Consider the following 26868-nt stretch of genomic DNA (forward strand, 5'->3'; position numbering starts at 1 on the left):
AGGAGGCGACGATGACACGCAGGACGTTGCAACGCATCCGCCGGGTGATGGTCGTGCTGGCCCTGGCCGGCGGCGTCGTAGTACCGGCTTCGCTGCACGCGAGCGCGCTGCCGCCGGACGCCCCACCGATCGGCATGATCTGTACGCCGGGCACCGTGGCGGGCTCGACCCACACGTTCAACCTGGTCGCCAAGTCGGGCACCATCGACACCCCGGACGGCAACAGCGTCTTCATGTGGAGCTACGCCAACGCCGACGCCCCGGACAACGGGCACTTCCAGAGCCCGGGTCCAGTGCTGTGCGCGACGCAAGGTCAGACGGTGGTCGTGCACCTGAGCAACACCTTGCCCGAGGCAACCTCCATCGTGTTCCCCGGCCAGGACGCCACCGTCACGGCCACTGGTGGAACCCCAGGACTGCTCACGACCGAGGCCGCTACGAGCGGCGCAGTCACGTACACCTTCGTGGCGGGTCAGCCGGGCACCTACCTGTATGAGAGCGGCTCGGACGTCGTCAAGCAGATAGAGATGGGATTGACCGGCGCGCTGGTGATCCGGCCGGCGCTCGGGCCCGACTACGCCTACGACACCGGAACCCGCTTCGATCCGGCCCGGGAGTACCTGCTGCTGCTCAGTGACATCGATCCCGATCTCCACCACGCCGTCGAGGTGGGCACGACGTACGACGTGAACACGTTGCGGAACAGGTACTTCGCCATCAACGGCCGGGAGTTCCCGGACACCATCCAGGACAACGGCTCGGCCCTGCTGCCGAACCAGCCCTATGGTTCGCTCGTCCGGATCCAGCCCAACACGGCGACGAACACCCTGCCGGCGCTGATCCGGATGATCAACGTCGGGGCGGTGAATCACCCGTTCCACCCGCACGGCAACCACACCCGCCAGATCGCCCAGGACGGCCGGCTGGTCGCGTCCACCGAGCACTTCGGCGAGACGATCGGTTCAGGGCAGACCGAGGACTACCTGCTCCGCTGGGACGACCAGGACAACTGGAACCCGGCCACGAACCCGCTGCCGGTGACCCAGCCGAACTACCGCAACCTGTTCTTCAAGGACGGCAACACCTGGTACGCCGGCAGCCCGTATCTGGGCAGCAAGGGCACGCTTCCGGTCGGCACCACCTCGCAGAACCTCTGCGGTGAGTGGTACTTCCCGCTGCACAGCCACGCGTTGAACGAGTTCACCAACTTCGACCAGGGCTTCGGCGGGATGGGCACACTGCTCAGGGTCGACCCGCCCGGCGGCTGCTTCGGTTCGCCGACCTCGACAGGGCTGATCGGCGCCACCCTCAAGTCGGGAGCGGTCACCGCACTCGGGCTCGCGGACGGCGTCTATTACCAGGTCAACCCGAAGACGACGACACGTCCGACCGCGACCACTGCGGCCCAGACAAGCATCACGGTCGCCTCCGCGGCAGGCTTCCCGACCAGCGGGCCGTACTTCGTCCGCGTCGACAACGAGATCCTGCAGGTGACCGCAGGGCAGGGAACCACCACCTGGACCGTTGCTCGCGGCCAACTGGGGACGACAGCCGCCAGCCACGTCACCGGTTCCACGCTGACCGCACTGGCCACGGACTGGTACGGCGCGTTCGGCGGTGTCCCGGCCGGTAGCCAGAACCTCAAGGTGCTCTACAAGGGCCGCAACTGCGGTGTCACCACCACCGCCACCTGCCCGGTGCTGCCCTCCAACCTGCCCCAGCAGACAGTCAAGGTCTGCAACTGGACGATCGCAGGCGCCGCGGGCTGCAGCAACGCGACTTCCGCGGGCTGGACGACGTTGCCGGCACCGCCTGCGCAGCCGCAAGCAGTCGGGTCGACGGATGTGAGCTCGACCTGGACGCTGCCCGGACCGGCCGACGCCTACATCGGCACCGGTTCGTACAAGGGGCAGATCCGGGTGCTGGTCCACACCCAGCGCTTCACCCCCACGGCACCGGTCGCGTTCTCCACCTGGGGCGACCTGATGAAGATCGTGTACGACGCGCCATGACCAGGCACGAGCGGCAAAGGAGATGGGCGATGCGTACATCCGTCCACCGCAGGACCCGGGTCCTGGTGGTGCTCTTGCTGGCTACCTTCGGCCTGAGCTGCGTGGGCAGTTCGGCCTCGGCCGCGACGGTCTCGATCGAGCTGTGCGCCGTCACGGGAACGGCCCCGCTACCCGGTGGCGGAACGGTCCCGATCTGGGGGTTCGGCATCCCGGCTGCCGCGGGTGACTGCAACTCCGCGACCGCGAGCCTGCCCGGACCGCAACTCGCGGTCGACCAGGGCGACCTGGTCACGATCACGGTCCGGAACGCGCTGCCGCCCGGACACGCGGTGTCCTTCGAGATCCCCGGCGTGACCTTCGACCCCGGGCCGGCCGACGCGGCCCCAGGCGCGGCTGTCAGCCGCTCCTTCACGGCCGGCCGGCCCGGCACCTACCTCTACCAGAGCGGCGGCAACGCGGGCCGGCAGGAGGCCATGGGCTTGTCCGGCGCACTCCTGGTCCGCTCGTCGGTTCCAGGTCAGGCCTACGGCACCCCCGATACGGCGTACGACGTCGAGGCGGTCCTCGTGCTGATGGCGATCGATCCGGCCTTCAACGCGGCGCCGGACACGTTCGACCTGCAGAACTACAGGGCGACGTACTGGCTGATCAACGGGAAGGGTTACCCGAACACCACGCCGATCAGCGCGACCGCTGGGCAGCGGGTGCTGCTGCGGTACCTCAACGCCGGCTACGACAACACGTCGATGACACTGCTCGGTACGCATCAGCAGGTCGTCGCCCGCGATGCCCGATTGCTGACGAACGCCTTCCCTGCCAGCACGGAGACGATCCCGGCCGGTGCCACCGAGGACACTGTGGTCACCGTGCCCGTCGGCAGTCCGCCGAGTAGTCATGGTTTCCCGCTGTACAACCGGCAACTGCACCTGACCAACGGCCCTCAGACCGGTACTTCGCCGACGCCGGCGACCGGTGGCGGCATGCTGACCTTCATCCAGCCATGACTCGCGCGCCGCGGCTGGCTCTGGGTGCTGTGGTCGGCAGCATGCTGGCTGCGGGTGCGTTGGCCGTCTGGTTGACGTACGGGCCGGGGAAGGCCTCCTCCACACCACCGGCCACAACTGCCGTCGAGGTGGCCTGGGGACGGACCGCGGTGGATGCCGACGGGCTGGCCCAGCGCAGCGGAGTACGGATCACCCGGGTCGCTGTCACTGGCGGGGGTGGGCTGCTGGATCTCCGGTTCCAGGTGCTCGACCCGAACCTGGCGAACAGTGTGCACGACGCCGCGACGCCGCCGGCCGTCGTGGAGGAGCGAACCGGTCTGGTCGTCCGCGACCTGCTGATGAACCACGCCCACACCGGCAAGTACACGGCGGGCGAGACCTACTACCTGGTCTTCGAGAACCCGGGGAACTGGGTCCGCCGGGGTTCGAGTGTCACCGTGCTGCTCGGCGGTGCCCAGGTCGAGCACGTCACCGTCCGCTGACGAGTGCGGCGGCCGGTTGTCCCGACGGCCGCCGTACGCGGTCGCCTTGTTTCGTGGGCCGCGTCACCGCCCGGTCGGCACGGTCAGCTCGAACCGGGCGCCACCGTCCAGACTGGTCATCGCCCGGAGTACTCCCCCGTGGGCCTCTGCCACCGCCTTCGCCATCGGCAGGCCCAGACCACTACCCATCGGGCCGTCGGGCGGCCGGCGATGCCAGAAACGCTCGAACACGTGCGGGAGCTGCTCGGCCGGGATGCCCGGTCCTGAGTCGTCGACCGTGATCATGTACCGGTCCGGCATCGCAATACAGCCGAGTCTGATGGTGTCGCGCGGCCCGGTGTAGTGCACCGCGTTCTCGATCAACGCGTCCAACGCGAGCTCCATCCACTCCGGATCGCAGTCCACTACGCGCGTCGGCCGGCAGATCACCACCCAGTGCCGATCAGTACCGGCACTCCAGTTCCGGCCGATCTGACTGACCAGCGCGCCGATGTCCGTACGCCTCATCTCGAGTTCTTCGCCGGCGTCCAGCCGGGCGAGTGCCAGTAACCGGTCAGACAACGCGGACATCCGCTCGAGCTGGTGGACGGCGACTCCGATGCGCTGGCTCGCGACTGCCGGGACCGGACCGGTGGCGGCGAGTTCGAGATGACCGCGAGCGATCGTCAGCGGCGTACGGAGGGCGTGCGAGGTGTCCCGGAAGAAGCCGCGCTCGCGCTCCAGACTGGCCCGGCGCTGGTCGGCCATCAGCTCGACCTGCCGCAGGGCGGCGACCCGGCGGCGAGCGTGCCAGACCATCGCCACGAAGAGCGCCGGCATCAGGGGCACCTCCGCGAGCTCCGCCCGGTCGATGATCCCGCTGAAGGCGTGCGAGCCGAGGATCCAGCCGGTCGCTCCCGTCACCGCGAGCGTCACCAGGACGGTCGGCCACAGCGGCCAGACCCTGAAGCCGTAGACGATGGTGAGCGACAGGAAGAGGATGTGGTACGGAATCGTCTCCTGGCCGGGCATCCTCACCATCAGCACCAGCATCGCGATGATGATGGCCGCCAGCGCGCCGTCCACCACCTGCTCCCCGCGCGTGGTCAGACGCCAAGGCCTGGTCTGCCGCGCCGCCGGGGTTCCGGCGCTCCGGTCACGCTGTCTGTAGCTGATAACCGACATTGCGCACCGTCCGGATCACGTCGTCGCGCAGCTTGGCCCGGAGCCGGCCGACGCAGACGTCGACGAGGTTCGTCGACGGGTCGAAGTCATAGCCCCAGACCTCCGAGAGCAACTCCTGGCGCGAACACACGCTGTCCGGGTTTCGCATCAGGTGCTGCAACAGCAGGAACTCGCGCTGCGACAGCTCAGCCGTCCGCTCGCCGACCTGCAACCGACGGGTGCGCGTGTTGAGGACGATGGTCCCGACCCGCAGCACGTCGGAAGGCCGGGCCACCGGCTCGGCCAGCAACCGCGACCGGACCCGCGCGATCAGCTCGCGGAGCAGGAACGGCTTGGCCAGGAAGTCGACCGCGCCCTCCTCGAGGCAGGCGACCCGGGCCTGCTTGTCCTCCGTGGCGGACAGGACCAGGATCCGCGTGGTCGGGTCGTGCGCCATCAGGGCCGTGAGCACCGCCTGACCGTCGAGCCCCGGCATCAGCAGATCGAGGACCACCAGGTCGACCTTGGTCGTCAGCGCCACCCGGAGCCCTTCGGTGCTGTCGATCGCGGTCAGCACGTGATAGCCCTCGGCCTCCAGCGCGTGGCCGACGAAACCCAGCAGATCCGGCTCGTCGTCAATGACGAGAATCCTGGTCATCGAACCCCCTCGGCCGTCATGCATGACCGGGCACACAGCATGCCGGGCACCATCGTCCGAACAGCGCCAGGCCGGGGCCCCCACCGATCTGCCCACCCACAGCCATTGTGTTCCCGCCTTGGCGTTCAGCGGAAGGGGCCAACCGGCCCTAGACGAGGTCCAGCGGCTTGTGGGGCTTGGGGGCCGCTCGTCGGTGCTCTCCTGCGCGGTCATGGGTTCCCTCCCCGATGCCTGGTGACAAGAAAGTGCCTTTCTTGTCCGGCACACCAGGACGCCCGCAGGCGGACCCAGGTACTTCCACTTTCCACCAAGTCACCGAATTGCGAGCCCGGGAAGCTCCCTGCCCAAGGGTGCCGGTGGGCCCCCATGCCGGCACTTTGTGCACCAGCTGAGCAGACCCGGGCGGCTCGAACGCTCACTTGGTGCACAAGGTGCGGCCTCAACCGCGCGCCATCGGGTCCAGGCCCGCCATCGGCCCTCCGATGACGGGGTGTTCGCCCGCTGACGCCTTACAAGCCGCCAGCCGCCGGGAACCCGCCAGCCGTGCCGCCACCCCGCCCAGCCGTCCCGGGAAACCGTCCGGGCGAGTGGTCCTGCCGCAGCCGGATTCCCCTACCAGTGCGACGATCTCGCCCGTGCTGACGGACTGCTTGACCCCGTCCGCGGCAGGGCGCGCCTGCCGCGGGAGGCGACTTCCACCGAGAGTTCATTTGCTTCCAGCAACTGTCACCTCTCCCCTACCAGCCGACAGGCAGCAACTTTCCAGTGCGCGACTCCTCATCCCTTGGCGACTACACGCTTGTGTAGTAACTTGCTCGTGTGTGTAGTTTTCGAAGTCCGAGAGGAACACGCCATGGCGGCTGACCGTGCCAGCGAGGATCTGACCGCCCGCGCCCGGATCAGGGACGCGGCCCTGCGGCTGTTCACCGAACGCGGTATCGACGGCGCGTCGATCCGCGACATCGCCGCTGCCGCAGGCGTCTCGTCCGGCCTGATCCGGCACCACTTCGGGTCGAAGGAAGCCCTGCGCGACGCCTGCGACGCCTACGCGACCGCTGAGATGAACCGGCTGCGCGACCAGATGTTCGAGGGCGGCGGGCTGACGGACACCGCCGGCATGGTGGCACTGCATCCGACCATGAGGGCTCTGCAGGGCTATCTGGTGCGGTCGATGGTGGACGGCTCGGATGCGGCGGGCGCCCTGTTCGACGACGCCGTCCAGCTGAGCGAGGAGTGGCTGACCCGCGGCAAGGTCGAGACCAGGGACCTGCGGGCGTACGCCGCGGTACTGGTCGCGATGCAGCTGGGGGTCTTCCTGATGAAGGACCAGATGTCCCGCGCGCTCGGCGTGGATCTCGACACACCGGCCGGCCATGTCCGGCTGAACAGAGGCTTTGTGGATGCCTTCTCCCACGTCCTGCTCACTCCCGAGCAGGCCGCTCAACTGCATACCGCGATGGATCGAATGGACGATGGAGGACAACGATGACCGAGGCGATTCGCACCGAGGGCCTGGTCAAGACCTTCGGGCGCACGCGGGCCCTGAACGAACTGGACCTGACGGTTCACACCGGTGAGGTACACGGCTTCCTGGGACCCAACGGCGCCGGGAAGACCACCACGATCCGGATCCTGCTCGGCATGACCCGGGCCGACAGCGGCAGCGCCGAGGTGCTCGGCGGCAACCCGTGGACGGACGCGACCGAACTGCACCGGCGCCTGGCCTACGTACCCGGCGACGTGACGCTGTGGCCGAACCTGAGCGGTGGCGAGGCGATCGACCTGCTCGGCCGGATGCGCGGCGGGCTCGACCAGAAGCGGCGGGCCGAACTGCTGGAGCGCTTCGACCTGGATCCGCGGAAGAAGGCCCGCACCTACTCCAAGGGCAACCGGCAGAAGGTCGCCCTGATCGCCGCGCTCGCCTCCGAGGTCGAACTGCTGGTGCTCGACGAGCCGACCTCCGGCCTGGATCCCCTGATGGAGGAGGCGTTCCGCCAGTCGATCCAGGAGATCCGCGATCGGAGCGAGACGACGGTGCTGCTGTCGAGCCACATCCTGTCCGAGGTGGAGGCGCTCTGCGACCGGGTCACCATCATCCGTTCCGGGCACGCTGCCGAGACCGGCACCCTGACCGAATTGCGACACCTGACCCGGACCTCGATCCACGCCGAGCTGACCGGACCGCCGAACGGTCTGGCGGACCTGCCCGGCGTCCATGATCTGAAGGTCGAGGACGGCAAGGTGAGCCTCGCGGTCGACGCTGACGCGATCAACGCAGTACTGCGCCAGCTGACCGACTCCGGTGTGCGCAGTCTCATCAGCCAGCCGCCCACGTTGGAAGAACTCTTCCTGCGCCTGTACGAACCGGCGGCGGCCCGATGAGCACCTTGACCGGCACGGGCGGCCTGATCCGCCTGATCCTGCGGCGGGACCGGCTGATTCTGCCGCTCTGGATCGTCATCCTCACGCTGATCCCGGTCAGCTACGTCTCCTCCTTCAACGAGCTGTTCCCGACCGCGGCCTCCCGCCGGCAGTACGCCGACAACGCGGGATTCGTGACGCTCTACGGCGAACTGTCCGGGACCAGCCTCGGCGAGTTCATCACCTGGCGGGTCGGGTTCGTGCCGGTGATCGTCGGGCTGATCAGCCTGCTCACCGTCATCCGCCACACCCGGGTCGAGGAGGAGACCGGTCGTCGCGAACTGCTCGGGTCGACCGTCGTCGGGCGGCACGCCCCTCTGGCCGCCGCCCTGGCCACGGTGTTCGCCGCCAATCTCCTCCTCGCCGTCCTGCTGGTCCTGGGGATGTCCAGCCAGGACCTGCCCCTCGCCGGATCAGTTGCCCTAGGCATCCAGTTCGCCGTCAGCGGCTGGTTCTTCGCGGCCGTGGGAGCCGTCGCCGCCCAGCTCACAGCTGCCGCCAGTACCGCGCGCGGCATCGCGATCGCAGTACTCGGTGCCGCGTTCGCGTTCCGCGCGGCGGGTGACACCAGCGCTCACGCCGACGGCGGTCTGGCCTGGCTGTCCTGGTTGTCGCCGATCGGCTGGCTGCAACGGATCCGCCCGTACGGCGGCGACCACTGGGGAGTCGCCGTTCTCGTCATCGCCATCACCGGCGTACTCGTGGCGGTCGCGGTCTCCTTGTCCGCAAGGCGCGACGTCGGCTCAGGGCTCTTGCCTGCGCGGCTGGGCCCAGCTTCCGGAGCGCCGTCCTTGCGTACTCCGCTCGCGTTGGCGTGGCGATTGCACCGAGGGCTGCTGGCTGCCTGGGTCTCCGCCTTCGCCCTGCTGGGCGTGTTGTTCGGCGGTGTCGCGGAGGGGGTCGGCGACCTGATGCGCGACGACCAGGCGGCCAGGGACTTCTTCGCCCGGATCGGCGGGAAGACCGGACTGATCGACTCGTACTTCGTCGGCGTGATGTCGATCGTCGGGTTGATCTCGGCCGCCTACGCGGTCCAGGCCACGCTGCGGTTGCGGGCCGAGGAGACCGGCGGACGGGCGGAACCGGTGCTCGCCACCGCGACCGGAAGGTTGCGCTGGGCAACGAGCCATCTGGTGTTCGCCCTGCTCGGACCGGCTGCCGCGCTGCTGGCAGCCGGACTCACCGCGGGTCTTGCCTACGGGGCCGCGGCGGGCAATGCCGGTCATCAGGTGCCCCGGCTGATCGAGGCCGCGCTGGTCCAACTGCCTGCGGTCTGGGTGCTGGCGGCGGTGGCGATCGCTCTGGTCGGACTGGCTCCCCGGCTGTCGCCCGCGGCCTGGGTGGCACCGGCGATCTGCCTGCTGCTCGGCATCGCCGGTGCGGCGGTCCAGCTCGACGACTGGGTGATGGACATCTCGCCGTTCGCCCAGCTCCCAGCGCTGCCGGGCGGCGGCATGGCAGCGACGCCGGTGATCGCCTTGCTGGCCATCGCCGCAGCGCTGGCAGCGGCCGGCCTGGCCGGCCTCCGCCACCGCGACATACCGGCCTGACTAGTGCTTGGCGTTGCGGGACCAGACGAAGCAGTAGACGCCGAAGCACGCGAGGCCGAGAGCCACCAGGGTGAGCAGCACGTCGCCGAAGGGCTGGTCCTTCAACGTACGCATGGCCGTGTCGAGGCCACCCGCCTTCTTCGGGTCGTAGCTGATCGAGGCCCAGGCGAAGAGTACGCCCATAGTGATGAACGCGACCCCCTTGGCGGCATAGCCGGCCCGGCCGAGCATCACGGTCGGCCGCGAGACGCCGCCGGTGAGGTCCTCGAGGAACTTCTTCGTCACCGACTTGTAGATCTGCCGGACGCCGACGCCGACGAGGACCAGGCCGCCGATCACCACGAGCACCCGGCCGGCGCCGTTCTCCATCAGCTTGGCGGTCATACCGCTCGACTGGCTGGTGCCGGACTGGCTCGAGCCCATCGCGACCTTGACCGCGCTGACGCCCAGCGCGAGGTAGACGATGCCGCGCCCTATCGAGGACACCTTCTTCTCGGTGTTCAGATGGCCGTAGACGAGTTCGAGCACCTTCCAGATCACCAGGACGAACAGGCCGATGGCAACGATCCAGAGCAGCCCTTCACCGAACGGCTTGCTGGCGAGCTCCTTGAGGGCGCCCTGTTGCGAGGCTTCCTCCGACGAGTTGCTCCAGGCGACTTGTAGGGCGATCCAGGCGATCAGCAGATACACCACGCCGTAGGCAATCAGGCCGACGGTGATGGCGTAGTCGTACACGCGGCTTTGCTGGGCTTCCTCGGCGGTCCTCATTGCTTTCTCGTACCCACCGGCAAACGGTCGGTCAGGCGGAGACTGGAGCACTCGCCTCGCGGTCGGCGGCCTCGACATCGCCGTAGTCACCCGCGAGAACCGCGCGGCGACCGAGAGTCCACACGTAGGCGAAGAACGCCACCTCCGCGAGCACCCCGATTCCCACCCGTACGGCGGTCGGCAGCGGCGAGGGAGTCACGAAGGCCTCGATCAGTCCGGTGATCAGCAGGACCACGGCCAGGCCGATCGCCATCCCGACGGTGGCCCGCCCGGTCTGGGCGAGCGCCTGCATCCGGGTCCGCGGGCCGGGTGCGATCCAGGCCCAGCCGAGCCGGAGCCCGGCCGCGGCCGCGACGAACACCGCGGTCAGCTCGAGCAGGCCGTGCGGGGTGATCAGGCCGAAGAACACGTTCGCCCGGTCGTTCCCGATCATCAGGCCGGCGGTGACGCCCAGGTTCTCCGCGTTGCTCCAGAGCACGAAGAAGGTCGGGATCAGCAGCACCCCGATCGCCAGGACCGCGGCGCTGATGGTGGCGTTGTTGATCCAGATCCGCAGGGCGAAGTCCTGGGCCGGGTTCTCCGAGTAGTAGGCGGCGAAGTCCTTGTCGACCAGTTCCTGGATCTGCGCGGGTGTCGCGATCGACTCGATCACCTCCGGATGGGCGATGATCCGCCAGGCCATCCAGGCCGCGACCAGGTAGAACAGCAGGCCGATGGTGAGCCACCAGCGCCGCGAGACGTACAGCGCGGCAGGGAAGCTCACCAGGAAGTACCGCGAGATGTCTCGCCAAACAGGTGCTTGAGCGCCTGTCACTGCGCCGCGGGCGTCCGCGATGAGGCCGGACAACCGGCCGACGGTCACCGGGTCCGCACCGGCGGCTCTGAGCGCCGACAGGTGCGTGCCGACGCGCTGGTAGAGCAGTACGAGTTCATCAGCCTCGGCGCCGTTCAGCCTTCGCTGGCGGCGGGTCAGCAGGGCCAGCCGATCCCACTGGGGTTGATGCACGGACACGAACGCCTCGACGTCCATCACCCCTCCTGTCGCTCGCTCTGGCTCCCTGCGCTGGCAGACTAGCCGGACGAAGTGTCTTTGGCGGAGGGGGGCGGAACGGTGTCTCAGCTGGTCACGGGGGAAGCGGTCGTCCTCCAGGTGCGCATCGCCAGGATGCCGACCCGGGCGCTGGCCTGTGCGATCGACCTCACGATCCAAGGCATCGTGATCGTTGTGCTGCTCACGTCGCTGTTCGGCTTCCTGATCGGCGGCGCCAGCGAGGCGCTCGGGGTCGCGCTCGTCTTCATCGTGCTGCTGCTGGTGCTGATCGGCTACCGGGTGCTGATGGAGACGCTGACCCGCGGCCGGACGCTCGGCAAGATGATGCTCGGCCTCAAGGTGGTCCGCGACGACGGCAGTTCGATCCGGTTCCGGCAAGCGCTGGTGCGGAACCTGCTGTGGCTGTTCGTGGACTTCGCGCCGTGGTTCGCCGCCTGCCCGGGGATCGTGGCGAGCCTGATGAACAAGCAGGGCAAGCGGATCGGCGACATGGTGTCAGGCACGGTGGTGATCCGCGAACGGCACCAGCCGATGGCATCACCGCCGCTGTTCGTGCCGGGACACCTGGTGCAGTGGGCCCAGTCTCTGGAGCTGTCGCGGCTGTCCGACGAACTGGCGAACACCTCGCGGGACTATCTGGCGCGCTATACCGAACTGGAACCGGCGGCGCAGGTCGCGCTCGGGGATGCGCTCGCCTTCCGCGTCGGCGGAGTCACGGCGCCCTCGCCGCCGGTGGCGATCTCCTCGCCCGCGTTCCTGTCCGCAGTACTGGCCGAGCGCCGCCGCCGAGAGCTCGCCCGGCTTGCCACCCAGCGCCCCACCTACGGCACCAACACCGGCCCCTTCGGCCCCGCCAGCCCCTACGCACCCCCCAGCCCGTACGGCGCCCCGCAGCCCTACCCCACACCGCAGCAAAGGCCGTACTCGCCGCCACCGCCAGTTGCGCCCCGGCCGCAGGACACGGTGGTCAACCCCGGCGGGTGGCACGCACCCGGCAGCAACCAGCCCGGCCAGAGCTACTGACCGCCAGGGAACAGCCCCCCGGGCAACGCGAAGGCGCCCCGCTCGGAGAACGGGGCGCCTTGGCGTGCGTACGCGGTACTGCGGGAGCTCAGTAGCGGTAGGCGTCCGACTTGTACGGGCCCTCGACCGGGACACCCAGGTACTCCGCCTGCTCCTTCGAGAGCTCGGTCAGCTTCACGCCGAGCGCGTCGAGGTGGAGGCGGGCGACCATCTCGTCCAGGTGCTTGGGCAGCACGTAGACGTCGGTCGGGTACTCGGTGGTCTTGGCGAAGAGCTCGATCTGGGCCAGCACCTGGTTGGTGAACGAGTTCGACATCACGAACGACGGGTGACCGGTCGCGTTGCCGAGGTTCAGCAGCCGGCCCTCGGACAGGATGATCACCGTGTGTCCGTCGGCGAAGCGGAACTCGTCGACCTGCGGCTTGATGGTGACCCGCTCGATGCCGGCCGTCTTGTACAGCCCGGCCATGTCGATCTCGTTGTCGAAGTGGCCGATGTTGCCGACGATCGCCTGGTGCTTCATCCGCGACATCTGGTCCGCGGTGATGACGTCCTTGTTGCCGGTGGTGGTGACGAAGATGTCCGCGGTGCCCACGACGTCGTCGAGGGTGGTGACCTGGTAGCCGTCCATCGCCGCCTGCAGCGCGCAGATCGGGTCGATCTCGGTGACGATCACCCGGGCGCCCTGACCACGCAGCGACTCCGCACAGCCCTTGCCGACGTCGCCGTACCCGCAGACGACCGCGACCTTGCCGCCGATCAGCACGTCGGTGGCGCGGTTGATGCCGTCGATCAGCGAGTGCCGGCAGCCGTACTTGTTGTCGAACTTCGACTTGGTGACCGAGTCGTTGACGTTGATCGCCGGGAACAGCAGCGCGCCGGCCTTGTGCATCTCGTACAGCCGGTGCACGCCGGTGGTGGTCTCCTCGGTGACACCCTTGATGCCCTGGCCGATGGTGGTCCAGCGCTGCGGGTCCTCCTGCAGCGTCCGGGTCAGCACCGACAGCACGACGCCGTACTCCTCGGACTCGGCGGTCGACGGGTCCGGAACGGCGCCGGCCTTCTCGAACTCGGTGCCCTTGTGCACGAGCATGGTGGCGTCGCCGCCGTCGTCGAGGATCATGTTCGGGCCGTCATTGCCCGGCCAGGTGAGCGCCTGCTCGGTGCACCACCAGTACTCCTCCAGCGTCTCGCCCTTCCAGGCGAAGACCGGGACACCCTGCGGGGCGTCCGCCGTACCGTTCGGACCGACGACGACCGCGGCGGCCGCGTGGTCCTGGGTGGAGAAGATGTTGCAGGAGACCCAGCGGACCTCGGCGCCGAGCGCGACCAGCGTCTCGATCAGCACCGCGGTCTGGATGGTCATGTGCAGCGAGCCCATGATCCTGGCGCCGGCCAGCGGCTTGCTCTCGCCGTACTGCGCGCGCATCGCCATCAGGCCCGGCATCTCGTGCTCGGCCAGCCGGATCTCCTTGCGCCCGAACTCCGCGAGTCCGAGGTCTGCCACCTTGTAATCGAACGTCATGCGTTCCGCTCCCCTGAAGACTGTGATTGCTTCCTGCCTGCCAGAGCCTAGAGGGCGCAGGCAGGGTATTTGACCGCCTGGGCGGCGTTTCTGACACTGAAATGTCAAGATGAGTGGCATGCGCATCACTGAAGCGGCCAAACTGCTGGGCACCACTCCCCGCATGCTGCGCTATCGGGAGGCGCTCGGCCTGCTGCCGCGCTCCCGGGCCGGCCGCAACTCCCAGCGCCAGTACGACGACCGCGACCTCGCCGCGGTCAAGCTCGCCCTCGAACTGGAACACCGCTACGACGTGACGCCCGCCGCCCTGGCCTTCGCCCTGAAAGCCCTGGCAGAACCCTCGGTAGCCGCCGACATCCGCAACCTCGGCTACCGCACCGGCCGCCTCTCCGCACCCCCCAGCCTCGCCGAGATCGACCGGGAACGAGCCCTCCGGTGGCTGGGCCGCTCCGGCGTCCTCCCACCCCCACCTCACCGACCCCGCTGACCCTCGCACGACGGGTCAGTGGCCGGGGGCCTCGGGGACTGCGGGGCGGGGGGCCGGCTGGTGGCCCTCCACGTAGATGTCGGGCTCGACGTAGATGTGGACCGACATCGGTTCGGCTTCGCGGACGGCGACCTCGGCGGCGTCGATGGTCTCGGCGATGGAGGCGGCGTCGGCGTCCGGCTCGACGGCGACCTTGGCGGCGACCAGGACCTCCTCGGGGCCGAGGTGCAGGGTCTTGATGTGGATCAGGCGCTGGACGCCCGGCGTACTCTCGATCGCGGTGACGATCTTCTGCTGCGCCTCGCGGGTCGCGGACTCGCCCAGCAGCAGCGACTTCATCTCGATCGCCAGGAAGATCGCGACGCAGACCAGCAGCGCGCCGATCGCCATCGAGCCCAGGCCGTCGAAGACTCCGTTGCCGGTGACAAGGGTCAGCACGACGCCGATCAGCGCCAGCAGCAGACCGGTGAGGGCGGCGAAGTCCTCCAGCAGGATGACCGGCAGCTCGGGCGCCCGGGCGTTGCGGATGAAGCGGGCCCACCGGACCGGGCCGCGGACCTTGTTCGCCTCGACGATCGCGGTCCGGAACGAGAACGACTCCATGACGATCGCGGCCAGCAGGACCGCGACCGGGACCCACTTCCAGTCGTCGATCCCGTGCGGGTCGTGCACCTTGTGGTAGCCCTCGTACAGCGCGAAGAGACCACCGACGCTGAACAGCACGATCGCGACGATGAACGAGTAGACGTAGCGCTCGCGCCCGAAGCCGAACTGGTGCAGCTCGTCGGCCTCCCGCTTGGCCCGCTTCGCCCCGATCAGCAGCAGCACCTGGTTCCCGGCGTCGGCCAGCGAGTGGATCGACTCGGCCAGCATCGACGCCGACTGGGTCAGGGCCCAGGCGCCGAACTTCGTGATCGCGATACCGGTGTTCGCCAGCAGTGCCGCGACGACGGCCTTGTTACCGCCACCAGCCATTTTGCCCGTTCCTCCGTGCTTTTCAGGGGTTTCAGCGAGCGGACACGACGAACGCCGTGCCGGAACCACGCAGGGTACAGGGTCCTTCGGGTCCTTCGAGGAACGCCGATTGCCCGGCGGACAACGCCACGGCGTCTTCGGTGCCCTGGGCACCTACCACGGCGGATCCGTCGACACAGGCGACGATCCGCGGCCCGGCCGCCGGCACCTCCAGCCCGTCCTCGGTCAGCTCGATCCGGCGGACGGCGAAGTACTCACAGCCCGTCTCGTACGCCGTGATGCCCGGCGCGACGGGGGTTCCTTCCAGCACCGGCGAGGCGAGCGGCTCGAAATCCACCACGGATCCCAGCTCCGCGACGTCGACGTGCTTGCGAGTCAGGCCACCCCGCAGCACGTTGTCCGAGTTCGCCATCACCTCGAACCCGGTGCCGCGCAGATAAGCGTGCACGTTCCCGGCGGGCAGGTAGACGGCCTGGAACCGCTCGAGCCGGACCCGGTTCAGCAGCAGCGCGGCCAGTACTCCGGGGTCGTCCGGGAACTCCTCGCACAACCTCTCCAGGCTGTCGGCCTCCAGCGCGAAGGTGTCGCCCCGATAGGCGCGGCAGGCCTCCCCGAGGGCGGCGACCAGCGGGCGGATCGCGTCGCGGTCGGTGCCCATGAACTCGGTGAACGCATCCTGCAGTTTCCCGTTGCGCAGCAGGTCGGTGAGGTCGTCGAGCCCCTTGGCGTCGAGGGCATCCAGCAGCGCCACGGTCTGCTCGAGCGGCCGGAACCCGACCAGCGCGTCGAACGGGCCGAGGGCGATCAGGATCTCCGGCTTCGGCCAGGCGTCCTTGTAGTTGCGGTCGGCCGCGTCGCGCGGGATCCCCGCCGCCTCGTCCCGCGCGTACCCGTCGATCGCCTGCTCGCGGGACGGGTGCGCCTGGATCGAGAGCGGCTGCTCCGCGGCCAGGATCTTGGCCAGGAAAGGGAACCTGCCGTCGAACTGCTCGGCGACCTCGGCGCCGAGCACCTCCGACGGCCGCGAGGAGACCAGGTCGTAGAGCGATTCGCCCGAGGGGAGCACGGAGGGCGCCGACTCGTGCGCGCCCATCCAGAGCTCGGCCTGCGGGGAGCCGTCCGGTTCCACCCCGGTGAGCTCGGGGATCGCGGTCCGCGAGCCCCAGGCGTAGTCCCGGATGGTGTTCTGGAGCCGAGCTACCACGCCGGATCCTCCGCGGGATTCCCCGAGCCGGCAGGCGAATCCTCGGCGGCCGTGCCGTAGCGCCCGAGGCCGAGACCCAGGTAGGCGGCGGCGTACCGGCCGTGCTGCATGAGGGCGGCGTACCGGGCGACGTCCGTGCCGTTCGCCTGCGTCACCACGTGCACCCGTACGTCGTGCCGCTCGGCCTTGTCCTCGAGTTGGCGACGGGTCTCCGTCACGCTCGGGTCGTCGATGCCGTCGTCCAGGATGACCAGACCGGGCCGGAGATCCTCGGGCTGGTCGAACGGGTCCGCGAACACGTCCCGCGGCGGCTGGTTCGCGAGCACCGGCAGCAGGTGCCCCGCATCGGCCGCGAGCGCCGGACGGCCACTGGCGAGCCGGATGGCCTCCACCACGCGGCGAGCCGCCCGGGCGGCCAGCACGGAACCGCCCCAGACCAGCGGGAGGGCGTCGGCCAGCATCAGGGCCAGGTCCTTGCCCGGGTTCGACGCGACTTCGTTGTTGGGCGAGCACTCGATCGCGACGTCGTCGAGCATCGCCGCGACCGCCTTGGCGTCCACCGCCGGCCCGAGGTCCAGCTGGTGCAGCCCCTGCAGTACTGCGACCGCGGCCGCGAGCTGGTCGTCGGACTGGGAGGGCAGGCGGATCGCGTGGCGCGACCCGGCCGACGCCTTGTCCACGGGCGAGTCCTCGGGCGAGGCCACCATCAGCCCGCAGCCCCGGCGTACCGCTTCAGCGGCGGCGGAGATGGCCGCGAAGTCGCCGGTGGTGCCGTCGAGCACGATCACCAGGTCCAGCGGACCGGCCCAGCCGGGCAGCCCCGGACCGGGCCAGGCCACGAACGGGACCGGGCAGACCGGCTCCAGCACCGCACGGACCAGCCGGGCGTCCCGGCCGGCGGCGACGATCGCCCGCGGGCGGAAGCCGTCGGAACCCAGCTGGGACAGCGCGTCCTCGGACGCGTCGATCTCGGCCCGGACCCGCGCCCCGGCCCCTGCCAGGCGGCGCAACAGGTGGTCGGTTGCCTGCAGAGCGGCTGGATCGTCCAGCCGCGAGTCGTCGAAGGAGCTCATGCGTTCTCGGGAGCCTCGTTCTTGGTCTCGCGGGCCTCGTCGATCAGCAGTACCGGGATGTCGTCGCGGACCGGGTAGGCCAGCGCGCAGGTCGCGTTGGTGCAGACCAGCTCGCTCGCCTCGTCGTCGACCCGGAACTCCGACCGGCACTTCGGACAGACCAGGATGCTCAGCAGGTCGGGGTCGAGGTTCATGTTAGGAGGAGTCATCACTTTCCTTTTACTTCGGTGCACCAGTGATCAGGGCCAGGACTTCGTCGCGGACACGCTCCATGGTGGCGGCGTCTGCGGCCTCGACGTTGAGCCGCAGCAGCGGCTCGGTGTTGGACGCGCGGACGTTGAACCACCACTGTCCTGCGTCGACGGTCAGACCGTCCAGGTGGTCAACGGTAATGCCGTCGCGGTCGCCGTAGGTGTCTTCGATCGCCGCGACCGTCGCGGCCGCGTCGTCCACCCGGCTGTTGATCTCACCCGAGGCCACGTAACGCTCGTAGACGGCGAACAGTTCGCTGGCGGGCTTGTCCTGCTCGCCCAGCGCGGCGAGCACGTGCAGCGCCGCGAGCATGCCGGTGTCGGCCCGCCAGAAGTCACGGAAGTAGTAGTGCGCCGAGTGCTCGCCGCCGAACACCGCGTCGGTCTCCGCCATCTTCTGCTTGATGAAGGAGTGCCCCACCCGGGTGCGGACCGGCGTACCGCCGTGCTCGGTGATGAGCTCGGGGACCGCCTTGGAGGTGATCAGGTTGTGGATCACCGCCGAGCCGGGATGCTTGGCGAGCTCGCGGACGGCGACCGCGCCGGTGACCGCGCTCGGCGAGATCGGGGCGCCCTTCTCGTCCACCACGAAGCAGCGGTCGGCGTCCCCGTCGAAGGCCAGGCCCAGGTCGGCCCCGGTCTCGCGGACCTTCGCCTGCAGGTCGACCAGGTTCTTCGGGTCCAGCGGGTTGGCCTCGTGGTTCGGGAAGTTGCCGTCCAGCTCGAAGTACAGCGGCACGATCTGGACCGGGCCGGTGGCGAACACGGCCGGCACGGTGTGGCCGCCCATCCCGTTGCCGGCGTCGACCACCACCTTCAGCGGCCGGATGCCGGACAGGTCGACCAGCTCGTGCATGTAGTCCGCGTACGCCGTCAGCATGTCCTTGTGGGTGACCTTGCCCGGCGCCGCGACCGTGGCGATCCCGTCGACCAGGGACTTGGCCACCAGGTCCTCGATGTCGCGCAGACCGGACTCCGCACCGACCGGCGAGGCCCCCGCGCGACACATCTTGATCCCGTTGTACTTCGCCGGGTTGTGGCTCGCGGTGAACATCGCGCCGGGCAGCTGGAGCCGGCCGGAGGCGAAGTACAGCATGTCCGTGGAGGCCAGGCCGATGTCGATCACGTCGGCACCGGCGCTGGTCACTCCTTCGGCAAAGGCAGCCGCGAGCCCGGGGCTCGACGGCCGCATGTCGTAACCGATCACGACCGCGCCGGGACCGCTCAGGACGTCCAGCACCTCGACGAGGGCGGCACCGGTCGCCCGGGCCACCGACTCGTCCAGCTCGTCCGGAACGACCCCCCGCACGTCGTACGCCTTGAAGATCGCAGCAACGTCTACCATGCCTGGACCCTATCTGGCCCAGGCCTGGAACTGATGGTCAGGACGCCTGGAACCAGCCCGGGTTCTTGCGGTGGTGCACCTGCGGGAGCTGCCGGGGGCTGGTCGGAGCGGCCCAGCGGACCGCGTTGCCGATGATCTGCTGGATCTCCGGCTGGTGGTAGGTCGGGAAGTCCTGGTCGCCCGGACGGAAGTAGAACACCCGGCCCTGGCCGCGGCGGTAGCAGCAGCCGGAGCGGAACACCTCGCCGCCGGAGAACGAGCTGATGAAGACCAGTTCGTCCGGCTGCGGGATGTCGAACAGCTCGCCGTACATCTCCTCCTGCTCGATCACCAGCGGGTGCGGCACCCCCTGCGCGATCGGGTGCCCGGCAGCCACCGTCCAGAGCAGCTCCCGGTCGTTCTCGCTGCGCCAGTCCAGCGAACAGGTGGTGCCCATCAGCTTGATGAAGATCTTGGAGAAGTGCGCGGAGTGCAGCGCGATCAGGCCCATCCCGGACAGCACGGCCTGCTGGACCCGGTCGACCACGGCGTCGTCCACGTCGCCGTGCGCGCGGTGCCCCCACCAGGTGAGCACATCGGTGTCGGCGAGCACCTCGTCGGTCAGCCCGTGCTCGGGCTGCTGCAGCCACGCGGTCCGGACCACCACGTCCTGGCCGAGCTTGGCCCGCAGGCCGGCGGCGATCGTCTCGTGCATCGAGTCCGGGTAGACCTTCTGCACCTGGGCGTCGTCCTGCTCGTGGACGTTCTCGCCCCAGACGGTGACGCGGATCGGCTCAGTCATTCAGCACTACCTCTCGTCCGGCCTTCGCCGAGGCGTAGGCGGCATCGATGACCTGGGTCCGGACGAGTGCCTCGGACCCGTTGTGCGCGGACCAGTCGCCGCTCAGCACGATCGCGACGAACTCGCTCACCACCGCGCGGTGGCCGAGCCCGGCTCCGGTCGCGGGCTTCACCTCGGCCGGCACGCCGCCGACGTCGGTGAAGATCTTCAGGGTGTCGGTGGTGGTGTAGTTCTGGACGTCGATCTTGGCGCCGCCCTCGGTACCGAACAGCTCGATGCCGAAGTTGTCACCCGGTGCCCGGTAGGTCGCCCAGCTGGTCTCCAGCTGCAACGCGCCGCCGCCCTCGAGTCGCAGGTACGCCGTCGCCAGGTCCTCCACCTCGAACTTGGAACCGAGCGTGTCGACCGTCGGCCGGATCACGCTGCTGGCACTGCCCCGGCCGCGCGGGCCGAGCTCGGCGAAGGTGTTCGCCGTGATCGTTGTCACCTTCGGCTCGCCGAGCAGGTGCAGGGCCATATCGAGGATGTGCACGCCGAGGTCGATCAGCGGGCCGCCGCCGGACAGCTCGCGGTTGGTGAACCAGCCACCCATGCCGGGGATGCCGTTGCGGCGCATCCAGTGCGCCTTGGCGTAGTAGATGCGGCCCAGCAGGCCCTCTTCGATCTGGTGCTTGAGGACGGCGACGTCGCCGCGTTCGCGGTGGTTGAACACCACCTTCAGCACCTTGCCGGACTTCTTCGCCGCCTCGACCATCGCGACGCCCTCGGCCACGGTCCTGGCCAGCGGCTTCTCGCAGAGCACGTGCAGGCCCTTGTCGAGTGCCGCGAGGGTGATCGGCGCGTGCAGCTGGGTGGGGGTGCCGATGCTGACCGCGTCCAGGCCGTCGACGGCGAGCAGGTCCTCCCACTTCTCGAACAGCTGCGGCACCTGGAACTGGGCTCCGAGAGCCTTGAGGGTGTCGGTCTCGAGGCCGGCCAGCGCGACCACCTCGACATCGGGCAACTCCGAGAAGGCCTCGAGCGCGGTCTGCCCGGCGAAGCCGAGCCCGATCACTCCGACCCGTAATTTTTGATCGTTCACACCACGAGTCTTGTCACTACCTGACAACGTGGTCAACCTCATCCCACGTGACGGAACACATTCCAACACGCCGCCCTGGCCGGAACAGGGCCAGCAGGATCAGGCTTGTTCGGTGCCCGAGGCGGTGGTGTCCGGGTCCTGGAGCATGCGCAGGTGGCCGCGGCGGGCCACCTCGACCGGGGCACCCGGGGCCGGATGACCGAGACGCGTCGGCGGCAACGGCCGCGCCGCCTCCCGTACTGCGTTCGCCAGCGCCTCGAGGTCGTCGTCCGAGGGTCCGGCCGCGGCGGGATCTGGAGCGAGCCGGATCACCTCCCAGCCGTTCGGGGCGGTCAGCCGGTCGGCGTGGTCGGCGCAGAGGTCGTAGCAGTGCGGTTCGGCGTACGTCGCAAGCGGGCCGAGCACACAGGTGGAGTCCGCGTAGACGTAGGTGAGCGTCGACACGGCCGGCCGATGGCAGGCGGCGCGCGAACAGATCCTGGCGATGCTCACGACCAGACGCTACCCCCACTAGGCTGATCGCGTGACCGAGGCTCGCCGTCATCGCAGGCACATCGACCGCCATGGGCGCGGCATGCTCGGGCCGATCAGCAGGCCGAGCAGCTTCGCGCCGCGTGGATTGCCCTTGCAGCGGTCCGCCGCGGCCCAGTTCGACGAGGTGGTCGCGATCGAGGTGACCCGGCTGGAGAAACGGCTCCCGCAGGTCGTCGCGCGGGTCGAGTTCGCGATCGAGGACGTGCCGAACCTCGACGTCCACGCCGGCGAGATCCCGCTGACGCACTCCACCGGCGGCACCTCGCACGAGCCCTACCGGATCGTCGTGTTCCGCCGGCCGATCGAACTGCGCGCCGAACGGTCCGGCACCAGCCTGACCTGGCTGGTCCGGTCCGCCCTGGTGCTCGAGCTCGCCGACGTGCTGGCGCTGTCGCCGGAGCAGATCGACCCCGACTTCGACACCGACGACGACTGAGCTACTTCAGCGCGGCCCGGACGTCCGGTTGGGCACCCAGCTGCGCGCGGAACACCAGCGAGGTGGTCAGCGGCCAGGAGGCCACCAGCGGCACCTCGTCCTCGCCCAGCTTGGCCGGCGGCATCAGCGTGACACCGGCGACCATCGAGCCGCGGGTCTGCTCGACCATCAGGTAGGTCGGTCCGGCCTGCGCCTTGAAGGGGATCGTGCTGGTCGCGCCGTTGACCACGTCGAGGGTGCGAGTGCTGAGCACCTTGCCGGCCGCGTCCCGCAGTTCGTACCGCAGACTCGCGGGCCTGCTCGGCGCGGTCACCTGCAACTGCGCGGGCTGCGCGTGCGGCGGCAGCACCAGGTACGCCGGACCGCTCAGGGCCTCGGCCGACCCCATCGAGGAGAACTCGGTGCCGCTGGCGTCGACGTTGCGCACCGAGCCGGCCAGCGGCTGGTCCGAGCTGATCGTGATCGCGCTCGCGTCTCCGTTCAGCACCTTGTCCAGCCGCACCGACTTCACCGCACCGGCCGGGATCTGCACGGTCGAGAGCCCGGCCGGCTTGAACGGCCCGTTCGGCCCGTTGACGGTCAGGGTCGCGGCCGCCTGCAGATCGCCGGGGTTGGCCAGCGTCACCGACCGCTCGCCGGCGCCCGGCGCGATACCCGGCACAACCAGTGACTTCGCCGGCGGAGCCGAAGCGTGCAGCCAGTCCACACCGGCCGGACCGTCAGCGTTCGTGGCGTTGTCGCGCAGCGCCGGCGCCACCCGGCCACCGGTGGAGACGACGTGCAGCGCCAGGTCGCGCATCTTGGGCGCCACCAGGCTCAGGTAGAGCTCCGCGCTCCCCCGGGCCGGTACGACGATGCCGCGGGCGTTCGGGAGGTCCAGCGCGCCACCCGGCGCATAGACCGAGACGTTCACCTCGGCGTTGACGCTGTCGAGGTTCGTCAGCACCAGGACCTCGCGGTGCCCGGCGGCCGCGCTGGCTCCGACGAACCAGAAGTCGGAGCCCGGCGTCTGGCACGGCACACTCGCCATGCCCCGGTTCACGCCTTCGGTGGAGATCGATGTACTGGTGCCGACCGTGCCGGCCGCCAGTGGGCCGGTGCCCTGGATCGACAGCGGCACCGGCTTCGCGGCGCGGGCGGTGGAAGCGAGCCGGCCCCGGACCAGCAGCGAGCCGACCGGGTCCGAAGTCTTCGGCAACGGCGCGATCGACAGTGGCTTGGCCGAACCCTCGGCAATCGGCGTGTCCTTGGGCAGCACCGGAGCCACCGCGTTGACGAAGCTCTGCACCTTGCCACCCACGCTCGGCACCGGGCAGGCCTGCGCCGTCCGGTTCACCACCGTAGGAGTGGGTTCGCCGACCGCCTCGGGCCGCGTTACCGGCTCCTTGGGATGGGTCACCACAGCGAGCCCAGCGACAGCCGCCATCGCCAGCACACAGGCGGCGACGCGGACCCGCACGTCTGACAGCAGTCTGGTCACGAAGCCCTCCTGGCATGGGTCCCGTGCGGTACGGCGACCGTGCGGCGCGCGGTCGGCAGGCAGGACACCAGCGCGATCAGCCAGGCGATGATGCCGAGCACCCGCCACAGACTGCGCACGTCGTCCTGCAACGGCACCTTGCCTTCGATCGACGTGCGGTCGACCAGCCAGGAAGCGTCATCCGCTTCGGCGCTGGCGCGGGTCAGGCCGGGCAGCGAGTCCAGTGTCGACATCAGCGTCGGGTCGACCGGTGCCGGCAGGTAGACGTAGTCAATCGCGAGCGCGGCGAGCTGACGTCCTTCCTCACCGGTGCCACCGCCGCCGAGCGTCGACAGGATGTCGGTGATCGGCTGTGTCTGTTCCGCCGTCGGCGCCGCTTCGAGCGATCCCATCCGCGGCCCGCCGTTCCGTACCAGCGAGAACCGCATCGGGTTGTCGAGCTCCTTGCGCACCACCAGGATCGACGCGTTCTCCGGTGGACCCTGCGCGGACATCAGGTACGCCGGGAGGTCCTGCTCCGGGCCACGCCGCAGCGGATCGTCAGCACCCCGGACGAGCCAGAACCCGGCCGTCACGATGGTGGCGACGAGGACGACCGCGAGCACACCCTGGACGAGGATCTGCCTGGACTTCCCGACCGAGTCCCAGGCGACCGTGACCGCGATGATCCAGCCGGCCGTCATCAGGAACATCAGGGGGCCACTGCCACCACCGAGGCGGCTGGCCACCAGCGCGCCGGCCATTCCGGACAACGCGGCGAACCACCCGAGCATCTCGTACCGCTGGCGGGACCGCCGCGTGAGCGCGAGCAGAGCCACCACGATCAGCGGTACTGCGAACCACCAGGGCGTCGGCGCACCCACCGGAGTACCGGTGAGGAGGCGGGCGATGCTGTCGCCCGGGCCGACCGCGGCTGTGGGCGGTCCGCCTGCTTCCTGGCCCAGCCGCGACGGGTGCAGGATCAACTCGATGGTCCAGGGCAGCACGAGCAGCATGCCGAGGACGACGGAGAACACCAACTGCCGTCCCTGTCGCCGCCAGCCGAGGCCGAGCAGCGCACCTGCCACCAAGCAGATGCTGACCAGCAGGCCGAGCGCCGGAGTGAAGGCGAACAGGACGGCCTGGCAGATGCCGGCGAACCACGCGGCCCGCCAACTGCCCTGGATGACCACCCGTCGCCGCCGCGCCACCGTGTGCACGGCAGCACCGAGCAACGGCAGCACGATCGCCGCGACACACGTCCCCAGCCGGCCCTGCGAGATCGCGCCATTGGTGAACACCGCCAACCCGTACGCCGATGCGCCCCAGGCGCGGGCGACTCGATCGACCACGAAGGCGCGCAACAACACCCAGGCGGACAAGGCGGCAAGTGGAATCGCACCGAGCAGGATGACGTTGGTCGCACCGGTCGGGCCGAAGGTGACCGTCGAGAGCGCCCAGAACTGGCCGAGCCAGGCAGGCGGGGTCACGCCGGGGGGTGCGGCCGCCGCGGCGTGCCACAACGAGCCGAGGGTCTCGTGCGCGGGCAGCAGCAGGTTGGACCGCAACACGCCGCCACCGATCAGGCTGCGGGCGGCCACGAAAGCGCCGAGGAAAAGGAAGACCCACGCCACCAGGAACGGCCGGCGGATGATCTGACGACGCCAGCGCGGCTGGTCCTGCGCGACCCGGGCCGTGCTCTTCGCCCGGCGGGCGGTCGTGACGACCTGTTCCTCGGGTTCGTCGGCCCAGGCTTCGCGAAGGCGCTCGGAGATCGTGCTTCCGGTCTCCTCGAGGTTGTGCCGGAGCGCGTGCACCGAGCGCGAGAAGAGCGGTTTGATCGACTCGTACGACACCTTGTCGAGGCGTCGGCGGTCCTTGCGGGCCTTCGTCCAGCCACCGGCGAGCAGCGTTCCCATCAGCGCGGTCCACTCGTCGACCGCGCCCGAGGGCGTCTTGCCGAGCAGGAACCAGACCGATCGGATGAAGGTGCCGAGCAGGAACCTCAGCACCAGCAGGGGAAGCAGCTTGCGCGGCGCGTTCGCCAGCACGGTGTAGTAGGCGTGCGCGCGGTCGAGTTGGTACGCGTGCCGCCTGGTCCCTGCCAGGGCACGCTCACCGGTCGCCGCGGCCTGCGCGTGGTAGACCACCGCGTCCGGGGCGACACCGACCTTGAAGCCGGCCCGGCTGGCTCGCCAGCCGAAGTCGATGTCGTCGCGGAACATCGGCAGCTTCGGGTCGAAACCGTGCAGCGACTCCCAGACGTCGCGGCGGACCAGCATGCCGGCCGAGCTGACGGCGAGCACGTTGCGCGGCTGGTCGTGCTGGCCCTGGTCGAGCTCGCCGATCTCGATACCGGTGTCGCGGCGACCGCCGAGCGAGGTGGTGACGCCGACCTCGAGCAGTTCCCGGTCCCGCGGCCACAGCCGCAGCTTCGGTCCCCAGACCCCGGTGTCCGGCGCTAAAGTTGCCTGAAGCAACATTTGCTCGAGTGCCTTGGGGGCCGGCGCGCAATCGTCGTGCAGCAGCCACAGCCACTCCACCACGGTGGCCAGCCCGTCGTCGCCGTACGGGCCGACCGAGGAGGGGATGGGCGCGAAACCGACCGTCTCCAGCCCGCGGGTCACCGCGGTACCGAAGCCCGAGCGGGCCGACAGGCTGACCACGGGCTCGACGCCGGGCATCTCGGCGAGCAGTTCGGCGGTCTCGTCGGTGGAGCCGGTATCGACCGCGATCACCCGTTCGGGACGCCGTTCGAGCGCCCACAGGGCCTCGGTCAGCCGGGGCAGCCAGGCGGCTCCCTCGTGCCCGACCACGACGGCGGTGACGACATGCCTGATCCGCGCGCGACCCAGCGGATCGTCGGTGGGGTCGGTCGGGAAATCGACAGCGTCGAAGAACTCCCAGCCGGCCGGAGCTTCAGATTCCATGCGGAGCAGTGACACCTCAGGGGAAAGGAACGGCGTGCCCGGACCGTGCCGGCACGACTACACCGGCACGCCCCACACCCGTTCAGGTGCGTGGCGAGGACTCACCTTACGCGAACCGTGCAACTGCCCGCTCACAGCCGTAGGCCCCGGTGGACAAAGTCCGGCCGGGGCCTCACACGGAAGTTTGTGTTGACTTTTCGACGCTGCTTTTGATTGAACAGCGCATCGGTGGCTGGTGTGACGGCTGGGGTGGCAGGGCACCACCACCCGTCGATCGGTCAGGCTCTCAGACGGCCTTCTTCTTCAGTTTGCGGCGCTCCCGCTCCGACAGACCGCCCCAGATCCCGAAGCGTTCGTCGTTCTGCAGCGCGTACTCGAGGCATTCGCCCCGCACGTCGCAACCGAGGCAGACCTTCTTCGCCTCGCGGGTGGATCCGCCCTTCTCCGGGAAGAAAGCCTCTGGATCGGTCTGGGCGCACAACGCCCTTTCCTGCCAGTTCGGCTCCTCCTCGATCGCCTCACCGTCGACAATCGCCATCAGCGTTTCTGTCACGGTACGACCCTCCTCGACCCTGTTCGTTCCCCTGTACATGTGGGTTTGCGATCCACATGCCTGACCTCGTCCGTCCTGCGCTTGGCAACGGTCCCCGATACCGAGTGTCCTAACGAACGACA

The 26868-nt window shown here is 69.4% G+C and carries 25 protein-coding genes; 9 read left to right on the plus strand and 16 right to left on the minus strand.

The features are described 5' to 3' along the window. Positions 1–11 precede the first annotated feature (11 nt). From EV644_RS02790 to EV644_RS02800, 3 genes are read left to right on the plus strand one after another with little or no spacing between them, the layout of a single operon-like run. Complete coding sequence (locus EV644_RS02790; RefSeq protein ID WP_158292725.1) at positions 12–2012, plus strand: multicopper oxidase domain-containing protein; 2001 nt, start codon at positions 12–14, stop codon at positions 2010–2012. Positions 2013–2041: 29 nt separating this feature from the next. Next, positions 2042–3016 (plus strand): multicopper oxidase domain-containing protein, encoded by a 975-nt coding sequence (locus EV644_RS02795; protein ID WP_158292726.1) that lies wholly within the window; start codon positions 2042–2044, stop codon positions 3014–3016. Beyond that, positions 3013–3498 carry a hypothetical protein gene (locus tag EV644_RS02800; protein WP_132187100.1) on the plus strand — a complete coding sequence of 162 codons (486 nt, stop codon included), beginning with the start codon at positions 3013–3015 and terminating at the stop codon, positions 3496–3498. Before EV644_RS02795 ends, EV644_RS02800 begins: the two co-directional genes overlap by 4 nt. Before the next feature lie 63 nt (positions 3499–3561). Here EV644_RS02800 and EV644_RS02805 read toward each other — a convergent pair whose 3' ends face one another. Together EV644_RS02805 and EV644_RS02810 are read right to left on the minus strand one after the other, a co-directional pair. After that, the gene (locus EV644_RS02805; protein ID WP_132187099.1) at positions 3562–4563 is read right to left on the minus strand and encodes a sensor histidine kinase; all 1002 of its coding nucleotides are present in this window, start codon (positions 4561–4563) and stop codon (positions 3562–3564) included. A gap of 70 nt (positions 4564–4633) precedes the next feature. Further along, positions 4634–5299, minus strand: a complete 666-nt coding sequence (locus tag EV644_RS02810; RefSeq protein ID WP_158292727.1) for a response regulator transcription factor — start codon at positions 5297–5299, stop codon at positions 4634–4636. An 853-nt stretch (positions 5300–6152) separates the two neighbouring features. Between EV644_RS02810 and EV644_RS02820 the strand changes: the two genes are divergently transcribed. Genes EV644_RS02820 through EV644_RS02830 form a run of 3 tightly spaced genes read left to right on the plus strand, consistent with a single transcriptional unit; the run spans position 6153 to position 9270 of the window. Next, positions 6153–6788 (plus strand): TetR/AcrR family transcriptional regulator, encoded by a 636-nt coding sequence (locus EV644_RS02820; protein WP_132187097.1) that lies wholly within the window; start codon positions 6153–6155, stop codon positions 6786–6788. Beyond that, entirely contained in the window at positions 6785–7681 is an 897-nt protein-coding gene (locus EV644_RS02825) for an ABC transporter ATP-binding protein (protein ID WP_132187096.1), read from the plus strand. Before EV644_RS02820 ends, EV644_RS02825 begins: the two co-directional genes overlap by 4 nt. Next, complete coding sequence (locus EV644_RS02830; RefSeq protein ID WP_132187095.1) at positions 7678–9270, plus strand: ABC transporter permease; 1593 nt, start codon at positions 7678–7680, stop codon at positions 9268–9270. Before EV644_RS02825 ends, EV644_RS02830 begins: the two co-directional genes overlap by 4 nt. Here EV644_RS02830 and EV644_RS02835 read toward each other — a convergent pair whose 3' ends face one another. Together EV644_RS02835 and EV644_RS02840 are read right to left on the minus strand one after the other, a co-directional pair. Then, positions 9271–10038: a DUF1206 domain-containing protein gene (locus EV644_RS02835; RefSeq protein ID WP_132187094.1), complete on the minus strand. Its 768-nt coding sequence runs from the start codon at positions 10036–10038 to the stop codon at positions 9271–9273. Between the two features lie 31 nt (positions 10039–10069). Next, entirely contained in the window at positions 10070–11068 is a 999-nt protein-coding gene (locus tag EV644_RS02840) for a stage II sporulation protein M (RefSeq protein ID WP_132187093.1), read from the minus strand. An 81-nt stretch (positions 11069–11149) separates the two neighbouring features. On the opposite strand from EV644_RS02840, the gene EV644_RS02845 reads away from it, so the two are divergent. After that, on the plus strand, positions 11150–12112 hold the full coding sequence (locus EV644_RS02845; protein ID WP_241997796.1) for an RDD family protein: 963 nt from the start codon (positions 11150–11152) through the stop codon (positions 12110–12112). Between the two features lie 88 nt (positions 12113–12200). Here the strand turns inward: EV644_RS02845 and ahcY are convergent, their stop codons facing one another. Next, positions 12201–13637, minus strand: a complete 1437-nt coding sequence (gene ahcY / locus EV644_RS02850) for an adenosylhomocysteinase (protein ID WP_132187092.1) — start codon at positions 13635–13637, stop codon at positions 12201–12203. A 118-nt stretch (positions 13638–13755) separates the two neighbouring features. On the opposite strand from ahcY, the gene EV644_RS02855 reads away from it, so the two are divergent. Next, on the plus strand, positions 13756–14124 hold the full coding sequence (locus tag EV644_RS02855) for a MerR family transcriptional regulator (protein WP_132187091.1): 369 nt from the start codon (positions 13756–13758) through the stop codon (positions 14122–14124). A gap of 15 nt (positions 14125–14139) precedes the next feature. Here EV644_RS02855 and EV644_RS02860 read toward each other — a convergent pair whose 3' ends face one another. The 8 genes from EV644_RS02860 to EV644_RS02895 form a co-directional block, all read right to left on the minus strand. Further along, positions 14140–15099, minus strand: a complete 960-nt coding sequence (locus tag EV644_RS02860; RefSeq protein WP_132187090.1) for a cation diffusion facilitator family transporter — start codon at positions 15097–15099, stop codon at positions 14140–14142. A 31-nt stretch (positions 15100–15130) separates the two neighbouring features. Further along, the gene (gene manA, locus EV644_RS02865) at positions 15131–16303 is read right to left on the minus strand and encodes a mannose-6-phosphate isomerase, class I (RefSeq protein WP_132187089.1); all 1173 of its coding nucleotides are present in this window, start codon (positions 16301–16303) and stop codon (positions 15131–15133) included. Next, positions 16297–17376: an SIS domain-containing protein gene (locus EV644_RS02870; protein ID WP_132187088.1), complete on the minus strand. Its 1080-nt coding sequence runs from the start codon at positions 17374–17376 to the stop codon at positions 16297–16299. Before EV644_RS02870 ends, manA begins: the two co-directional genes overlap by 7 nt. Then, a complete protein-coding gene (locus tag EV644_RS02875; RefSeq protein ID WP_241996012.1) occupies positions 17373–17585 on the minus strand; it encodes a Trm112 family protein in 213 nt (70 codons plus the stop codon). The genes EV644_RS02870 and EV644_RS02875 overlap by 4 nt, the downstream gene beginning before the upstream one ends. Before the next feature lie 10 nt (positions 17586–17595). Next, positions 17596–18972, minus strand: coding sequence for a phosphomannomutase/phosphoglucomutase (locus tag EV644_RS02880; RefSeq protein ID WP_132187087.1), 1377 nt, complete (start codon positions 18970–18972; stop codon positions 17596–17598). 37 nt (positions 18973–19009) lie between these two features. After that, positions 19010–19753, minus strand: coding sequence for a ThuA domain-containing protein (locus EV644_RS02885; protein WP_132187086.1), 744 nt, complete (start codon positions 19751–19753; stop codon positions 19010–19012). Next, positions 19746–20834 carry a Gfo/Idh/MocA family protein gene (locus tag EV644_RS02890; protein WP_132187085.1) on the minus strand — a complete coding sequence of 363 codons (1089 nt, stop codon included), beginning with the start codon at positions 20832–20834 and terminating at the stop codon, positions 19746–19748. The genes EV644_RS02885 and EV644_RS02890 overlap by 8 nt, the downstream gene beginning before the upstream one ends. Positions 20835–20933: 99 nt before the next feature. Further along, a complete protein-coding gene (locus EV644_RS02895) occupies positions 20934–21326 on the minus strand; it encodes a DUF3499 domain-containing protein (RefSeq protein ID WP_132187084.1) in 393 nt (130 codons plus the stop codon). Between the two features lie 31 nt (positions 21327–21357). Here EV644_RS02895 and EV644_RS02900 point away from each other — a divergent pair, with 31 nt between their 5' ends. Continuing rightward, the gene (locus EV644_RS02900) at positions 21358–21804 is read left to right on the plus strand and encodes a metallopeptidase family protein (protein WP_241996013.1); all 447 of its coding nucleotides are present in this window, start codon (positions 21358–21360) and stop codon (positions 21802–21804) included. Position 21805: 1 nt separating this feature from the next. On the opposite strand, the gene EV644_RS02905 is transcribed toward EV644_RS02900, so the two are convergent. The 3 genes from EV644_RS02905 to EV644_RS02915 form a co-directional block, all read right to left on the minus strand. Continuing rightward, positions 21806–23284 carry a DUF5719 family protein gene (locus EV644_RS02905; RefSeq protein WP_132187083.1) on the minus strand — a complete coding sequence of 493 codons (1479 nt, stop codon included), beginning with the start codon at positions 23282–23284 and terminating at the stop codon, positions 21806–21808. After that, a complete protein-coding gene (locus EV644_RS02910; RefSeq protein WP_132187082.1) occupies positions 23281–26193 on the minus strand; it encodes a glycosyltransferase family 2 protein in 2913 nt (970 codons plus the stop codon). Before EV644_RS02910 ends, EV644_RS02905 begins: the two co-directional genes overlap by 4 nt. A 286-nt stretch (positions 26194–26479) precedes the next feature. Beyond that, entirely contained in the window at positions 26480–26731 is a 252-nt protein-coding gene (locus EV644_RS02915; protein ID WP_020389877.1) for a WhiB family transcriptional regulator, read from the minus strand. Positions 26732–26868 lie beyond the last annotated feature (137 nt).

Source organism: Kribbella orskensis (assembly GCF_004342085.1).
GTDB classification, from domain to species: Bacteria; Actinomycetota; Actinomycetes; order Propionibacteriales; family Kribbellaceae; genus Kribbella; species Kribbella orskensis.

Excerpts from the sequence above, each read along its gene's own strand:
- EV644_RS02840 (WP_132187093.1), bottom strand. The coding sequence starts at position 11,068 with ATGGACGTCGAGGCGTTCGTGTCCGTGCATCAACCCCAGTGGGATCGG.
- ahcY (WP_132187092.1), bottom strand. The coding sequence starts at position 13,637 with ATGACGTTCGATTACAAGGTGGCAGACCTCGGACTCGCGGAGTTCGGG.
- EV644_RS02910 (WP_132187082.1), bottom strand. The coding sequence starts at position 26,193 with ATGGAATCTGAAGCTCCGGCCGGCTGGGAGTTCTTCGACGCTGTCGAT.
- EV644_RS02810 (WP_158292727.1), bottom strand. The coding sequence starts at position 5,299 with ATGACCAGGATTCTCGTCATTGACGACGAGCCGGATCTGCTGGGTTTC.
- EV644_RS02860 (WP_132187090.1), bottom strand. The coding sequence starts at position 15,099 with ATGGCTGGTGGCGGTAACAAGGCCGTCGTCGCGGCACTGCTGGCGAAC.
- EV644_RS02835 (WP_132187094.1), bottom strand. The coding sequence starts at position 10,038 with ATGAGGACCGCCGAGGAAGCCCAGCAAAGCCGCGTGTACGACTACGCC.
- EV644_RS02795 (WP_158292726.1), top strand. The coding sequence starts at position 2,042 with ATGCGTACATCCGTCCACCGCAGGACCCGGGTCCTGGTGGTGCTCTTG.
- EV644_RS02800 (WP_132187100.1), top strand. The coding sequence starts at position 3,013 with ATGACTCGCGCGCCGCGGCTGGCTCTGGGTGCTGTGGTCGGCAGCATG.
- EV644_RS02870 (WP_132187088.1), bottom strand. The coding sequence starts at position 17,376 with ATGAGCTCCTTCGACGACTCGCGGCTGGACGATCCAGCCGCTCTGCAG.
- EV644_RS02915 (WP_020389877.1), bottom strand. The coding sequence starts at position 26,731 with ATGGCGATTGTCGACGGTGAGGCGATCGAGGAGGAGCCGAACTGGCAG.
- EV644_RS02885 (WP_132187086.1), bottom strand. The coding sequence starts at position 19,753 with ATGACTGAGCCGATCCGCGTCACCGTCTGGGGCGAGAACGTCCACGAG.
- EV644_RS02855 (WP_132187091.1), top strand. The coding sequence starts at position 13,756 with ATGCGCATCACTGAAGCGGCCAAACTGCTGGGCACCACTCCCCGCATG.
- EV644_RS02790 (WP_158292725.1), top strand. The coding sequence starts at position 12 with ATGACACGCAGGACGTTGCAACGCATCCGCCGGGTGATGGTCGTGCTG.
- EV644_RS02880 (WP_132187087.1), bottom strand. The coding sequence starts at position 18,972 with ATGGTAGACGTTGCTGCGATCTTCAAGGCGTACGACGTGCGGGGGGTC.
- EV644_RS02825 (WP_132187096.1), top strand. The coding sequence starts at position 6,785 with ATGACCGAGGCGATTCGCACCGAGGGCCTGGTCAAGACCTTCGGGCGC.
- EV644_RS02875 (WP_241996012.1), bottom strand. The coding sequence starts at position 17,585 with ATGACTCCTCCTAACATGAACCTCGACCCCGACCTGCTGAGCATCCTG.
- EV644_RS02820 (WP_132187097.1), top strand. The coding sequence starts at position 6,153 with ATGGCGGCTGACCGTGCCAGCGAGGATCTGACCGCCCGCGCCCGGATC.
- EV644_RS02830 (WP_132187095.1), top strand. The coding sequence starts at position 7,678 with ATGAGCACCTTGACCGGCACGGGCGGCCTGATCCGCCTGATCCTGCGG.